7 protein-coding genes are annotated in these 16,006 nt (G+C 34.3%); all 7 read right to left on the bottom strand.

The features are described from left to right. Positions 1-360: 360 nt before the first annotated feature. From AC4FRF_RS00165 to AC4FRF_RS00195, 7 genes are read right to left on the bottom strand one after another with little or no spacing between them, the layout of a single operon-like run. Entirely contained in the window at positions 361-4,389 is a 4,029-nt protein-coding gene (locus AC4FRF_RS00165) for a hybrid sensor histidine kinase/response regulator transcription factor (protein WP_491157422.1), read from the bottom strand. A gap of 22 nt (positions 4,390-4,411) precedes the next feature. Then, complete coding sequence (locus tag AC4FRF_RS00170) at positions 4,412-6,235, bottom strand: metallophosphoesterase family protein (protein WP_491157423.1); 1,824 nt, start codon at positions 6,233-6,235, stop codon at positions 4,412-4,414. A gap of 32 nt (positions 6,236-6,267) precedes the next feature. Then, positions 6,268-9,231 carry a glycosyl hydrolase 115 family protein gene (locus tag AC4FRF_RS00175; protein WP_491157424.1) on the bottom strand — a complete coding sequence of 988 codons (2,964 nt, stop codon included), beginning with the start codon at positions 9,229-9,231 and terminating at the stop codon, positions 6,268-6,270. 38 nt (positions 9,232-9,269) lie between these two features. Continuing rightward, complete coding sequence (locus AC4FRF_RS00180) at positions 9,270-10,412, bottom strand: acyltransferase family protein (protein WP_491157425.1); 1,143 nt, start codon at positions 10,410-10,412, stop codon at positions 9,270-9,272. Positions 10,413-10,414: 2 nt separating this feature from the next. After that, complete coding sequence (locus AC4FRF_RS00185; RefSeq protein WP_491157426.1) at positions 10,415-12,649, bottom strand: alpha-N-acetylglucosaminidase; 2,235 nt, start codon at positions 12,647-12,649, stop codon at positions 10,415-10,417. Between the two features lie 26 nt (positions 12,650-12,675). Further along, positions 12,676-13,662, bottom strand: a complete 987-nt coding sequence (locus AC4FRF_RS00190) for a family 43 glycosylhydrolase (protein ID WP_491157427.1) — start codon at positions 13,660-13,662, stop codon at positions 12,676-12,678. A 30-nt stretch (positions 13,663-13,692) separates the two neighbouring features. Beyond that, positions 13,693-15,987: a GH92 family glycosyl hydrolase gene (locus AC4FRF_RS00195; RefSeq protein WP_491157428.1), complete on the bottom strand. Its 2,295-nt coding sequence runs from the start codon at positions 15,985-15,987 to the stop codon at positions 13,693-13,695. Positions 15,988-16,006 lie beyond the last annotated feature (19 nt).

Below are 16,006 nucleotides of genomic sequence, written 5' to 3' on the forward strand. Positions count from 1 at the left end.
ATCAAAAATCAGCGACAAATCAAAAACAAAATCACTCAAAATCAACAAGTTACATATTAATTTACAGTTTTTAAGCTCTGCAACAAATGTAATCGATTACACAAATATAATTCTTAATATAAGAAACACAAATATTTTATACAAAATTTTAAAAATACAACTTATTTAAACACTTTTTGTAAAAATTAGATTCCTAAATTAAATATCTGCTAATTTATGTATTAAATTCTAAAATAAGCTAAGTCAATTAGTCAAATTTATACCTAAACTTAATTTTTATTGAATATTCGTTAAAATTGAAATTGCATAAAGAAAAATCTAAAAGATATGCATGGAAAGCCATAAATCTTAGAAAAACAATTATTTAATTAATCGGCTAGGAGAATAACCAAATTGTTTTTTGAAACACCTACTAAAATACAAAGGATCATTAAAACCTACTTTATCAGCAACTTCTGAGACATTATAGGTTTTTAATTTTAGCAATTGAGCTGCTTTTTTTAAACGAACAGTTCTAATGAACTCATTAGGAGATAAATCTGTCAATTGTTTAATTTTTCTATATAGTTTAGAGGAACTCATCCCTAATTCTGAACACAAGACTGTTGCTGTAAATTCAGTATCACTAATATTCTTCTCTATTAAATCTGTCACATTAGAGATGAAATCAATATCTAATTGGGAATGTGTTAAGGTTGTGGCCTCGGTTTCTATTTCTCCTGAAAATTTCTTCTTTAATTCGGTTCGCGTTTTTATAATATTATCAATTCGCGTCTTCAATAAGGATGGATCAAAAGGCTTTACCATGTATTCATCAATCCCTAAATTATATCCTTTTATTTTATTCTCGTTTTCCGACAATGCAGTTAACATAATCAATGCAGTATGGCTTATGTTGTCATCACTTTTTAAAGCTTCAACAAATTGAAAACCTCCCATAACCGGCATCATAGCATCAACAACACATAGTGCCGGTTTAATTTTTCTACATAAATTTAAGCCTTCATCACCGTTTTCTGCTTGATATACCTTATAATAATCAGACAAATAATCAACTATAAAAAAGCGAAGTTCTGCATTGTCTTCAATCACTAAAACATTTTGTTTCAATTCTGTACTCTGAATAGCTTTTTTTAGCTTATTATCTGTAGCAAAAGACTGTTCTGGCACTTTGTATTCAATATCAAAAACTTCCGATTTCTTATAACTACTTTTAGATATTGGCAGTTCAAGCGTAAAAACACTTCCTTTAGTTGGGGCACTTTTTAATTTTAATTCTCCTCTATGATTTTCAACCAATGAAATAACCAAAGACAAACCAATTCCTGTACCCGTATTATTTTTTTTAGAACTCTTAACTTGGTAAAATCTGGAAAAAATTTTCTCCTGACTTTCTAGTGGAATACCCACTCCATCATCACTTACCTCAACAATTAACTTTTTAATTCCATCTTCTTCTTTTGTGCCAATATACAAATCGACATTACCGTAATTGTTGGTGAATTTTAATGCATTTGACAACAAATTATACAAAATCTTATGATATTTATCAACATCAATCCAGCCTTCAATACTCTCTTTCTCACAATTAAAATGAAAATTAATATCTTTTTCTTCTGCTAATTGACTAAAGGAATCAAAAACAGTATGTGTATTATCAACTATTTCAGTTTTAGAAACTTTCAATTTCAACTTACCTGACTGCGCTTTTCTAAAATCTAAAATTTGATTTACAAGCAACAATAATCTATTGGCATTTTGATAAATTAAATTGAGTTTTGTCTTATCGTATTCAAAACCCTGATCCTGTTCCAACAACTGTTTAGCGGGACCTAATATCAGTGTTAATGGTGTTCTTAATTCATGTGAGATATTGGTAAAAAATTGAAGTTTTTCATTAGACAAACGTTCGTCACTATCTCTTTTTACTCTTTCCAGTAATAATGCCTGTCTTAATTTAATACGAGATTTTAATTCTTTCCTAATGTAATAAGATGACACAGAAGCTATCATAATCAACAATAGAAAAATCTTAGTATTTGTCCAAAAAGGAGATAAAATAGTAATATTATAAGCTGTAGTTTTACTCCAAACTCCATCACTATTTCTAGCTCTTATTTTAAATATGTAATCATTTGGATTTAAGTTGGTATATTGAATTGTTCTGGAGTCGCTATTTGTAGTAATCCAATCTTTATCAAATCCCTCCAACATATATTGAAATTTATTGAGCCTTTCGTTTGTATAGGAAGGTGCTGAAAACTGTACAGAAAAATTCCGATTGCTATAATTAAGCTCAACTTCTCTTAAATAATTGATGCTTTTTTTCAAAGGTACCTGACCTTCGACTACAACACCAGGGAAAATTTCCTCGTTATGAACTTTAAATTCAGTTACAACAGGAGCAGGTGCCCATTTATTTTCTTTTATATTGTTTGGTGAGAAATAAATAATGCCATTTTTTCCTGCCAAGTAGATTTCCTTATCATTAAAATTAAAAAAGCCTTTAGAACTAAAAACGTCCAGCCTGTTTCCACTATTTACCTGATATACATTGACTGTTTTTTGTCCTTTTTTATATTTAGCGACACTATTATTATTGATATTCATCCACAGATTTCCTTTAGCATCTTCAGCTAAATCGGTAATCCATTTATCTTCAAAATCTTTTTGTTCCAAAACAGCAACAAAATCATCTTTAACAGGAACATACATTGCCAAACCTTTTACTGTAGCTGCCCAAATTACTTCATTTGAATCTATCAAAATATCACTCACATTGTTTTCAGGTAAGCCTATTTTTTTGTTTTTGTGTTTAGAATATAATTTCTGTTTTTTTGATTTTAAATTGTATTTAACAACTCCTATTTCGGTGGCAAACCATAAATTATTTGCCTTATCGGTTACAATTTTATTAATTTGAAATCCTGGAAGAAGCACACCTTTTGGCACTTTAATTGCTAATGTTTGCGAATCCAATATAACGGCACCTTCACCAAAAGAACCAACTACAACAGAATTGGCCTCAGCCTGAACAAAGCAAATGATTGGATCTGTGAAACCTAAATTAAGTAATTTAGAACTATTTGTTTTGTAATTATACACTAAAACCTGCCCATTCCATAAACCACAATAAAATATTTTCCCATCTGCTGAATAGATACTTGCGATGTCTTTTCTAGGATTAAAAAGTGGCACAAAATCTTTCCCTTTTGAAATAAAAAGACCATTATAACGCGAAAGCACAATTACTTTTCCATCATAAGTTTTAGAAAACCCCCTAATACTAGGTGCCTGATTTTCATTATACAAAGAAATATCTTTATTGTTTTTAAATTGATTTCCATATGGATCATATTTATCCAAACCTTCTTCTGTACCAATCCACAGCACTCCTGAAGCATCAAAATACAAAGCGGTAATCAAATTATCTACCAAAGAAGTATTATCAGACAAAACAGAATAATAACGATTAAACTTTCCTTTCGAAATATCTTCCAATTGATCACAAACCAAAAGTCCTCCTAAAGTTCCAACCCAATATTTGCCATCGGGAGCCTGAGCAACAGAAACAAAATAAGGACCTAATTTATTTCTTAAGGCATCATCATTTATATAGAGATTAACAAACGTATTTTTGTTCTTATCTAATTTATAAAGTCCTGCACGCGAACCTATAAAAAGATCTGATTTGGCATCTTCATAAATAAAATTGATATATGGATTTACTTCGTTCGAATTTGGAACAGTCAAGATGTATCTGGTTATTTTTTCAATAGCACCTTTGGAACTCAAAATAATTTTTGCTACAGAACCTTTGCCATAACTCCCAACCCAAATCACTCCATTTTTATCCTCAAATATATCTTTGATATAATCAAATCCTTTTAAATTAATTTTTGAGAACCTATTCGTTTTGGGATCATAAACACAAAGCCCTCCATCCTTAGTACCAATCCAAACACGCTTAAACTTGTCAATATGTACCGCTCTAATTTCCTCATCCGGCAAACTGTTTGGATTATTTTTTTTTGGTAAAAAAACTTTAAAAGTATTATCTTCCAGATTAAAAACAGTCAGTCCTTTTCGGGTTCCAATCCATAAATTGTTGCTGGTTTTATCATATTCAATCGCTGTAATATCATCATTGTTTATTTTATCATTTCCCAGAACAGCACTAGTATAAGGTTTAAATTGGTATCCGTCAAAACGATTCAAACCAAAAAAAGTACCCAACCATAAAAATCCATTTTTATCCTGAACAATATGCCTCACAGAATTATAGGAAAGTCCATTCTTCTCATTATAATGCTCAAATTTTATGTTCTGTCCGATAATTTGAGACAAAGAAAAGAAGAGCATGAAAACTACAATTAATTTAGATTTCATAATTGAGGTGGTTTTGATAAAATTATTTTTGAATGGTATTTCTCTTCAAATTTATAATAAATTTATCGGATGGCGCTCCATTTAGATAACTTTTGAAAACGGAACAAAATTCAAAAAAGGAAGTTTCGATTTTGCTTGGCTGCTTGTTATTTTTATACTGTTCTAAAAAAGAATTGATTATCTTATCATATTGATGAATTCTTTCTTTTCCAATATCTTTTATAGCTAACTCATCGGCTGAATGTAAGCGATAAAAATCAAAAATCATATCAAAACCTGTCCAATTTTTATCTTCAAATTTCTTTTGTTGCGATTGGGTCACTTGGGCAAAATTTAATAAATCTTTGGCTGATGCTTTTAACAAAAATTCTCTAAACTCTTCAGGCCAATCATCTCTAAGAAATCGGCTGCGCACTAATTCTTTCAAATGCCAATTGGTATACTCATGATAATTTCGAGCCTTTAAAATCTCTTTATTCCAAATCATTGAATCCTCAATACTTTTCAAATAATTGTATTCTTGTTCATACAAAGGAAATAATGTTTTAAATCCCAGTACCGAATCAATAGTAACCGTATTTATTTGCATCTTGTTTTTATTTAGAATCGTCAGAATTTTATATCCCGGAATGTAGGCCGCTAATGACGGAATCTGGATATTAAACAATGCTTTTCCATCTTTGTATTTCCTCACTCCCGTATCATTAATATGCATGTGTCCCGCAAAATGAATCTGAATTCCTGCTTCGGCAAAAACAGCACTTACCTCTTCATTTGGCACCCGATACAATTGCATTTTGTCTTCTCCAAACAATTTCCTCATCATTTCTGAAGCATCATCATTAAAATCCACCATTGGATAATGACTAAACGCAATCAGCTTTTTACCTCTTTTTTTTGCCTCCTGAACTACCTTGGTCACCCAATCAACCAAATGCCTTTTATGGGTTAAAACCTGATTGTAACCAACACCTGGACTATTGTAATTATTTGGATTCTCAGGATGTTCCTTTGCAGAATCCTTTGGAACATACACATTCCCGTCTATTGCCAAAAGCCAAACCCCATTTTGAGGTTCTACCAAATAACTCAAGTCGGGAATTGGATTATTATAAGGCGGAATCGCATAACTTCTTTTCGCAATTGTAGCCTGTTTCAAAGCCTTTTCAAAACTATAATTTTCCGAATTATAGCTAGAAAAAGGAGTTGCCCAATACAAATCTGTTTTTTTAGGATAAAAACCAAAATCCTTTAATTCATCCAAAACTTCGGCATACCCCATCGTACCGATATCTTTGGTAATCACAACTGGAAGTTCTTTGGGATTTTTAGGAACATACATTCCTTCTTTACTCATAATTACCTGATTTCGACCGTCAATACCCAAAAAATCTTTTTTTCCCGAATTGGTCAAAAAGGGCTTGGCTACATCGTGATTTCCGGTGGTAATTATGAAGCGAATACCATACTTATTTGTATAATTGTCTAATATTTTCTTTAATCCGCTAATATTAATCGGTTGACCATCATCACTAAAATCACCGGGTAAAGCCACAATTTTAATATTTCGTTTCACCACATCATCCAAGGCAGCCAAAAAAGCAAAATAATTTTCGTTGAACAATCTTGTCGATTGCAATTGGGATTTCATAGTTCGGGCCAAAGTATATTTCCCATCAGCAGGATTTCGAATTCCTTTATAATCAGAATCTGAGAACTCACCATAAATATCCAGTAAATGAACATCGGATAAGAAGGCAATTTGTGTGTGTTTTACCTCATCGTTTTTAACTGATGAACAAGCAACCGCAGTTAAAATAAAAATTGCACAAACAAATACTTTCATAAAATAGTTCATTCTTAAAATTATTTTCAAGTTTACATTTTCGTTTCTGGCGGAAAAGCATAGGAATCTTTCCATCCTCCCAAATCAATTAGAATTTGATCAATCATCACTCCCGGATCCACCATCCAAACTTTCAGAGTATGTTTTCCTGCTTTATTCACAATTTGTTTCGCCGATTGCACAGCTGCATTTCGCAACACATTTTGTTGCCATTGGTCACTGCGTCCAAAAGTTTGAAAATCTACAATTACAGGTTGGGCATCGTCAACAGCCACAGCACAACGCACTCCTTTTCCTTCGTAGAAAGCATGTGTTGGAATAGCTTGTACTCTAATCGTTGCTTCTCCAAAATTAAAACTATAAAAATCATATTCCATTACGGGACTGTTATTTTTTATAGTTTCCAAATCTACTTCAGAGTCGGCTGTTCTAGGTAAAGCTACACTTACTTTTCCTGCATATCCAATCCCTTCAAAGGTTTCCCATTTTGCTACTTTACCCTCTTTTTTATTCGAATAATTTGCTGCATCAATTGATATATATCCTTTGTCTTCCACAAATCCTTTATAATTTTCTAATGCTTCATATTTAGGATTAAAGACCGAAACACCAATAGTAATTATTGTATCCTTGCTCACAAAATCGATTGCTGAGTTCACTTTATAACTTGGCGGAATCAACTGGTAATCATGCCCTAATGGTGCTTCTTTTTGGTTTTCTCCTTTGGGTACTTTACTCCAATCGATACTTACCCAAATGCGTTGCTGACTATTTTCTTTATTATCTAAAGTTCCCTGTTGTTCCGAAATTTTAATCCAATCGGCTTTGGGTTTTGCCTGCCAATTCACCGTTCCCTCTCCTTTCATAAACACATCAATAAAATATTGATTCTTTACATAGGCATTAAACACCGGCAATACATCGGCATAGGAATTCTCTGTTTTATGATTGACTTCCATCTCATAACTTTCCAGAGCCAATTTCAATTGGGGTTTTGTTTCTGCAACGGCATTAACTGAGGTAGTTTGAGTAAAAACAGGTAAAAATCTTGGTGCCATACTCATGATATTTTTCCATTTTCCATTGGCCAATTCGTCATTAAAATAATTGGTTTCTTTTTGAATTCTCCTAAAAGCTTCCTCTGATTTCTTAGCAAAAAATGTTGCGCTTCCTCTTCCTTGTTCGGCAACAAATTTATTTTTATAGGCATACAGCCATTTATGATTTAAACTGGCTGCGCCAATTACTGGATATGCTAGCAGTTCGTAGAAAGCATTTTTTCGATTGGACGGAATATACTTTCGTATTCTTTCAACATCTTCCATCAATTTCTGATACTCATCAATTCTTTTGCTCACTTCATCGCCGTAATGAAATTGTGTCAATGCAGTAGCAGTAGGCTTTGAAACAGGCTCCACATGGTTCCATGCCATAAATTCTGGACGACGTTGAAAAGCCAATCGATAATAATCAAAAAGCAAAGCGGTAATCGAATTAGAATTTTCTGCTCCAAATTCTCTCGAAGCCCAATTTTGCATATGTGTTTTTACACTTTCGCTTTTAGCAAAAGGAGTCATATCCCAGGCCATATCCAGAAAAAGCTCGATATTGTATTCATGAGGCTTGATGTCACCACAATTCAAAATCCATAAATTGCGGGATTGAAATTCGTAGGCCTTTGCCATTTCTTCCCATAACAAAACCGGGTTTGTTGAATTCAGCCACAAATAATCATGCGGACGCCCCCAATAAGAAGTATGGTAATAAATCCCTGCACCACCGGAACGTTTTTGCTCTTTTGGATTACTCAGCTGGCGGATATAGCCATAATTATCATCGGTCCAAACCAATTGTACATCTTCCGGTAACTGCAATCCTTTTTGATAATAATCCAATACTTCTTTGTACGGAATAAACGCTTGTGGAATAGTATTCGGTTCTTTTCCAGTTGCTTTTTTCAAAATGGCTCTTTGGTCGCTAATCACTTGTTCCAATAATTTTACTTGCGAATCCGAATCGTCTTCGCCAACTATCATGGGTGAATCATGCTCTCCACGCATTCCTACCGTATAAATATTCTCGAAAGGAGCCGTTTCTTTAGCTCTTTTTCTAAAAAAATCTTTAATAACTCCTGAGTTCGTATCATAACGATATTCACCCATAGTGTTGTGATTCCACTCTGCATTGATATTACTCAACATCGGTTCCGCGTGAGAAGTCCCAATCACGATAGCATAATCATCGGCTACTTGTTTATTTTTTGGAAAAGAGTAAAAGGCTTTGGTGCTTTTGTGCATTGCTGGCCAAATCGTATTAGCTCTCAAACGCAATAACAATTCAAAAACTTTTGCATAGGTTTTTGGTCCAATATCACCTGTTTCTGGTTCAAAAGTTTTGGCTGCCCAAGGTTGTAATCCCCAATCTTCATCATTTAGGAAAACACCTCTATATTTTACTGACGGCGAACCGTAAGTTTTGTTTTCTACATTTATAACTAGATTTTCTTTTTTATCAGGAGTAACATCAGCCCACCATTCCCAAGGCGAAACACCCAGCATTCTGGAAATTTCTAGTAACCCATAAGCTGTAGCCCTTCGGTCTGAACCAACGATTACTAATGCTTTTTTAATTGCTGCTGTAGGATTTTCAATAACTTGAATTGTATAGGTTTCCCATTTTCCTTCAACATTGGCAACAGAAATTTTTTGTTTCGAAACCAAATTTTCAATCCATTTACTCTTTCCAATGGTTCCTGCCATAATTACTATTCCCGAACTGTTTCTACCAATAGCAAGTCGTTGATTACTAATAGCAAAAACATCATCTGTTAACATTTTAGCAGCAATATGAACCACTTTAGGTTCCTTATCATCCACTAAAATACTTGCTTTTTCATTTCCGGAAACAATTGAAAAATCACCATTTTGTGCCTGAATTAGATTCGTAAAAAAAATAACAAATAGTATCAGTAAAATATTTGAATTAGTCTTAAACATAATTTTTTAGATTAATAAATCAGAATCTAAAATTCCAATTAAATTTTTATATAAATACGTTTTTTATTGAGCCACCAACCTACAGACCAACAAAGCAACATAAAAAGTATTGCGGTAACAAACGATCCGAAACTGCCTGGAAACAACTTTTGGATTATACTTTCGCTAAACCACACAAAAACATCCTGATTGGAATTAACCTTAACAAGACGCAAAACCACATAAAAAAGTTCCGAAAACAAGTAAATAAACAAAGGGTTTTTACCAAAAACAGTACAAAATTCCACTCCAAAATGTTTTTGTTTCAATTCAATCAAATAAATTAAAACTGCCATAACCGATAAATCGATTCCAACAGTGTAAAGTACAAAAGAACCTGTCCATAGTTTTTTAGAAATAGGAAAAACCAAATCCCACCAGCGTGCTAATGCCATCAAAGCAAAACCAACTAATAACAATTTAGCGATTCCTTCAAATGTTTTCCCAATTCTTTGGATAAAAGTCCCGGCTATAAACCCAGCAATTACATTAACAATGGCAGGTAAAGTGCTTAAAATTCCTTCCGGATCAAAAGGTATGGCATCTCTTTTATAAATATGTCCGTTTCCTAAAATAGATAAATCCAAACGAGTCACCGCATTGGTCGCCATTTCCAGTTCGGCACCCGATTGTCCAAATAAATACAGAATAGCCCAATATCCAAGTAAAAAAAATGCTGATAAAATTATCGCCGCTTTCTCTGATAAATAATAAAAAACAGTTGCAGTAGCAAAATAACATAAGGCAATGCGTTGCAAAACGCCCATGACACGAGTTTCGGCAAAAGGCTTTAATTCCCAAACTCCATCAATACCCTGACGAACAAAAGGAAACCAATACATTAAAAATCCCAACAGAAAAATAATAAGCGTACGTTTGATTACTTTTTTCCAAAACAAATTTGCTGGTGCTTCTTTCATTTTTCCCATTGAAAAACTCATCGCATTTCCCATAGCAAAAAGGAAAGATGGAAAAACCAAATCGGCCAGTGTAAAACCAAACCATTCGGCATGGACTAAATAGGGATAGAGATGGGCTCCTGTTCCCGGTGTATTGACCACAATCATTAAACAAATCGTTAATCCTCTAAACACATCTAGAGAAAGAAATCGATTGGAATTTTGGTTAGAAATTGCTCCCATAGTTAATAATCGTATTTAATTGTTGTCATCTTTTCGGTAACAGGAATAATGCAAGATCGGTATTTTTTATGCAACGCTTTAGCAATCTCATTCGGATTCCCTTTTGCTTTTACAGGAAAATCTTTTCTTGCTGTTACCCACTTCCATTCCCATTGTTTTATTTTTTCATCAAATTCAGTTTGATTGAATGTACCCCAATTGGCTTTTACATCCGAAAAAAACTGTTGCCATCTAGGCTTATAAAAATCCGTCAACAACCCGCTCCACTGACGGTTGCTGTATTCATGCAATCTGTTATCAGCTCCGCCCCAAAGTGTAATCAAATCGCGAGCGTTTTGCTCATACAAGGCTTTTTCCTTTTCATCAACACCCCAACTTCTGGCATCAGCAATCCAAGGACCTAACAGAAAATCCTGCCTGCTGGCCAATAATAAATCCATATCGTCAATTAATTCTATAAACTCAGCACTGTATTTATCAAAAGCTGCTTTATCCTTATTTTCATAAGCTACCGTAATTTGCTGTTGCAAAGGCAAGGCGTAATTTGCCAAAACCTGTCGTGTAACATCTACCAAATCGTATTGAAAACCATCCGATTTTTGACAAGCAGGAATGGCTTGAATAAACAAATCCCAAGCAGGAAGTAAATCTTTTGGTGCATAATTTAATTTGGTTCTTGCCCAACGGCGGAAACCCTCAAATGTAGGTCGAGAAACAATTATCGACTCCGCACCATCGCGAATTACTTGTCCGTTATACACCGTTTTCACTAAAACATCCCAGGCTTTTGAAACAGCAGCATTTGATTTTCCGTAACGATTCAAAGTATATTTAGCCAACCAAGAATTCAATTCGATAGGTGTATCTCTCCAAGTATTATCGGTCATCAACTCATACAAAACTGGATTTTGTTCGATAGCTTCCATGGTTAATCCTATTCCTTTTAATTTTCCTGATTTTGGATCTTTTAAAGCTTTAGCCGGTTTATTAGCTACGGTTTCAATTCGACCAAACATCGAAATATTTCCACCAAAATTGTGCAACATATTCCAAATCCATTGTTTACCATAAAAAGCTTCTGTACGTTTCCAAACCGGTTCAATCTCGGTAGCCAAATCCAAAATAATCATACGATCATCAGGAACTGCATCCAGCATTCCTTTGATTTGTGGCGCTTCCCAAAATTCTCTGTGACTGTAAAAAAGCCAACCTTGCATAACCCAAACGGCATCTTTATCAGCTGATTTCATCCCTTCAAAAATCTTTTTACTCAAATCATACAAATAAGCAGGATCATTCGACGGCGGCGTATTCTCGTTAAATGTATCTGCTGAATACAAGTGATCTGTTCCATAAACTTCAGATTGTTTTTCTAAGAATTTCTTACCAATTTCGGCAAATAACGGGTCATCAGAATCTAAGATGTATGTATCCTCAAAATCATTCCCCCAGTTGGTTTGCTTTAATTTGGCATTTGGAAAAAACTTTTTGAAAGAAGCTGGAACGTGACCTGTAAAAGCAGGCAACACGGTTTTCATTCCTAATTCACGTTCTCTTTTTAAAATTTTTAATTGCAAATCGCGGTGTGTATCTTTCCAATGTTTAGACAAAGGTCCGCCCCAACCGTCCAAATTTCCCATCCAAAACCAAGAAAAATAAGCTGGTCCACTGAAAAAGGTACTTAAATCTTCATCGGTGAAACCATAAGATTTATAGACTTCATCCCAGATGTATTCTTCTCCTGTAATGGCAAGCGGCATGTTGATTCCGTGCAAAGCCATCCAATCAATTTCTTTTTCCCAACGCTTCCAATCCCACCAACTCATGCTGTAATTAAAGGTGCAATAATTCAAATAATAACGGTATTCGTAAGGTGTTTTTTTATGAATCAATTTTGGAACGGCCGGTAATTTTTTAGGCAAATTCAAATTAGTTCCATTCCAGGTGATTTGGCTATTTGTAAAATTATTTAGATAATAATACAAAGCCGAAGCGACTGAAACTCCATTGTTCCCTCTTAAGAGAATTTTATCTCCTTTAGACACAATTTCAAACCAATCTTCTTTATTGGAAGATTCTATTTCGACACTAAATTGCGAAACATGATTGGGCAAAATTCGGGCAATAAGCTGGCTTGCGGTATTAGTTATTTCTGTATTCGGTTTTGTTACTTGACAAATACCGGATTCAAAAACAAACACAAGAAACAATATGACTAATTTCAGATTGGTTTTCATCTATTTTAAAATTTTATTATACAAAATTAGAAACTGGAAATACCAGTCGGTTTTATTTTTAGGATGTTGCCATTTGCATCAAAATTCAAACTATCAATACAAATTTGGCGTAAAACATATTCTTCCTTTTGCGGAAAAATGCGATGGTACAAAATATAATCCTGTCCTTTTTCTCTAAACACCGAATGATGTCCTGGTCCATAAGTTGTACTATCTGCAGCAGTTTCCAGAATAGGACTGTTCGCTGCTGTTTCAAATGGACCTAACGGAGAATTCCCTACCGCATATCCTACTTTGTAAGTCGCATCGATTGCTTTTCCTGACGAAAACATTAAATAGTATTTCCCGAAACGCTTGATCATATAAGGCGCTTCAAAATAATCTTTAGGAGTAACTGCCTTAGGTTCTTCACTAAATGAAATCATATCTGGATTTAACTTAGTCGCCATACAAACACCATTTATCCAATTAAATCCAGAACCCCAATATAAATAAGCCTGACCATCCTCATCAATAAAGCAATCGGCATCGATATTATGTACAGCAGGATAATCTTTTGATGAAACTAAAGGAGACAAATCTTCCTTCGCATTTTTCCAAGGCCCTAAAGGAGTATCGCTCACACCAACCCATATTTCGCTTCCAACAGAAACATACATATAATATTTTCCGTTAGCTGCTTTTTTAACTGAAGGTGCCCATACCATTGAACCATTTGACCCCGGACTTGTACATTCTTTTTTTGTTGGCCAGTTTAAATGATGACGTTCAAATTTCAAGAAATCCTTTGTTGAAAAAACCGCCAGTTCATCTCCTCCCCAAGGATCGATTGTGGCATAAATAAAAAAAGTATCTCCCTCTTTTACAATACAAGGATCTGCAAAATATCCTGGTATAATAGGATTTGTTATTCTTGCTTTAGACTCTAGTTTTTCCTTCTTCACCGTTTGCTTACAAGAAATAAGCAACACACTCATCAATAAAATAAAAACCCCTGGTTTAAAATTCTTCATTTCTAGTATTTTAATCATCAATAAAAATCATTATTCTTCAATTACTTCATCTGATTTAGAAGGCGGAACTTGTTTGGTTCCCCATGTTTTAGAAGGCGTTGCGGCCATTTCAAATTCTAATACCCCACCTGCCACAATATCACTGTGTTCTATAAAAGCATTTTCGAATGCTTTTCCGTTTAATGTTACCGATTTGATGTATTTGTTTTTATCAGAAAGATTCTTCGCCTTGATGGTAAAATCTTTCCCGTTTTCTTGATGAATTACCGTTTGTTTGAAATAAGGTGAATTGATCAAATAATAGGATTGCCCAGCATTAGGATACAAGCCCATCATATGAAAAGCCAACCAAGATGACATAGCACCAGAATCATCATTTCCAGGAATTCCATTTCGGCTTGTATTGTAATTGTTGTCTATGATTTGATGGATTCGATCATTACTTAAATCTGGACGCCCAATCCAGTGGTATAAATTCGGACTCAAAAACGAAGGTTCATTGGCCACATTATAAAACTCTTTGTCAAATAGCGTATTCAATCTTTTCTTGAAAGCTTCGTTTCCACCCGTTTTTTTAATCAACATCGCCACATCATGAGGAACAGAAAGTGAATATTCCCAAGAACTGGCTTCGTAGAAAACACCGCACCACCAGCAAACGCAATTGGGCCAATCTTGTGCTAAAGGCGTATAACGTACGTACGAAATTTTCCCATTCGTAGCAGCACATTGAATGCTATCCACCCATTTTCTGTTCGAATCTTTAGGCATGATAAATCCACGGGAACCATTGTCTTCAATGTCTCTCCAAAGGTTTAGCCAATTGTCTGATTGCTTGATAAAACGCCAGTATTCCCCTTTTCGTTTCGTCCCTTTTGCTACAATTGCCAAACAATAATCGTTATACGAATATTCTAAAGTTCGATTTCCAGAACGCACATAATCTGTAGAAACATATCCTAATCTATTGTAATCAACTAATCCACCACGACCTTCTTTCTCTTCATTTCCTCCCGGAGGAAATAGCGCATCTTTCATCATGGCTTCCAATCCTAACTTGTAATTGATGCCCTCTAATCCTTTTACAAAAGCATCGGCAATAACTACCTCAGCATTCGAACCACCTTGAGTTCTTCCATTCGAATTTCCACTTCGTGCTTCTGGCAAATAACCATCACGTTTGTAAATTTGCAACATCGCATTAACAATATTTACTTGTCGTGAAGGTGTTAAAAGTGTAATCAACGGACTTGAAGAACGGTAAGTATCCCAAATGGCGTAAAAATCGTCATAATAGGGTGAGTTGTTTTCCCATAACGGATTTTCTCCAGTACGATCCACCGGCATCAACATAGTATGATACAAACCAGTGTAAAACATGGTTTTCTTTTCAACCAAAGCCTCTTTATCTACCTCAGCTCGTTGAAAAATATTCTCCCATTTTTGTTGGGTTTCTGCTAATTCTTTTTGGAAATCCCAATGCGGAATTTCATTGTCAATATTTTCTCTAGCTTTTAATGAACTCAGGAATGAAATTCCAATTTTCATGTTCACCGTTTTATTAGTCAAAGTTTCAAAAAACAACATAGCTCCGGTTTTCTTTCCGCTATCTACTTGGTTTTTCTGATTTGGAAAAAACTTTTCGTCTTTCCAAGTAGAGAAATTAGCAAAAGGTTGGTCAAAAACTGCCGAAAAATAAACCGTATAAGTACTACCGTTATTCCAACCGCCACGAACCTTTGTATAACCGCGAACTTCAGTATCTGAAATTACTTCCACTTGAGAACCTACAAATTGTTGCGTTTCTCTTCCATCAGGAATGATGGATTCATCTAAGTATCTTCCTAGGTCAACTTTGATTGCATTTTTAGTATTCGAATTAAAAACGAATTTGTAAAAAGCCGCTCTGTCTGAAGTGGTAATCTCTGTTTGAATATTCCACTTTTTCAAAACAGCGCTATAATATCCTAAGGCTACTTTTTCGTTTTCACGAAGCGATTCTTGTTTTATAGTTTCAAAATCTCCCGAAATTGGCATAATGGAAACATTTCCATATTTAGCTCCACCGCCCGTTCCACTCACGTGAACTTGACTAAAACCATAAATAGGTTTGTTCAAATCGGTTGTAAAACCACTATTGGCATTCAAATCATTATCAGGTCCTGGTTTAATCATTCCGTAAGGACATGATGGCCCTACAAAAACATTTCCTAATCCTTCTGAACCAATCATAGGATCAACAAAACGATGATTTTGTGCGTTCAAACACAAACACTGTATTAATAGTGTTAAACAAACAAAAATGGATTTTTGGCTTTTCTTCATAATATTAAATTTAATTCTA

This window comes from Flavobacterium sp. ST-158 (assembly GCF_058309975.1).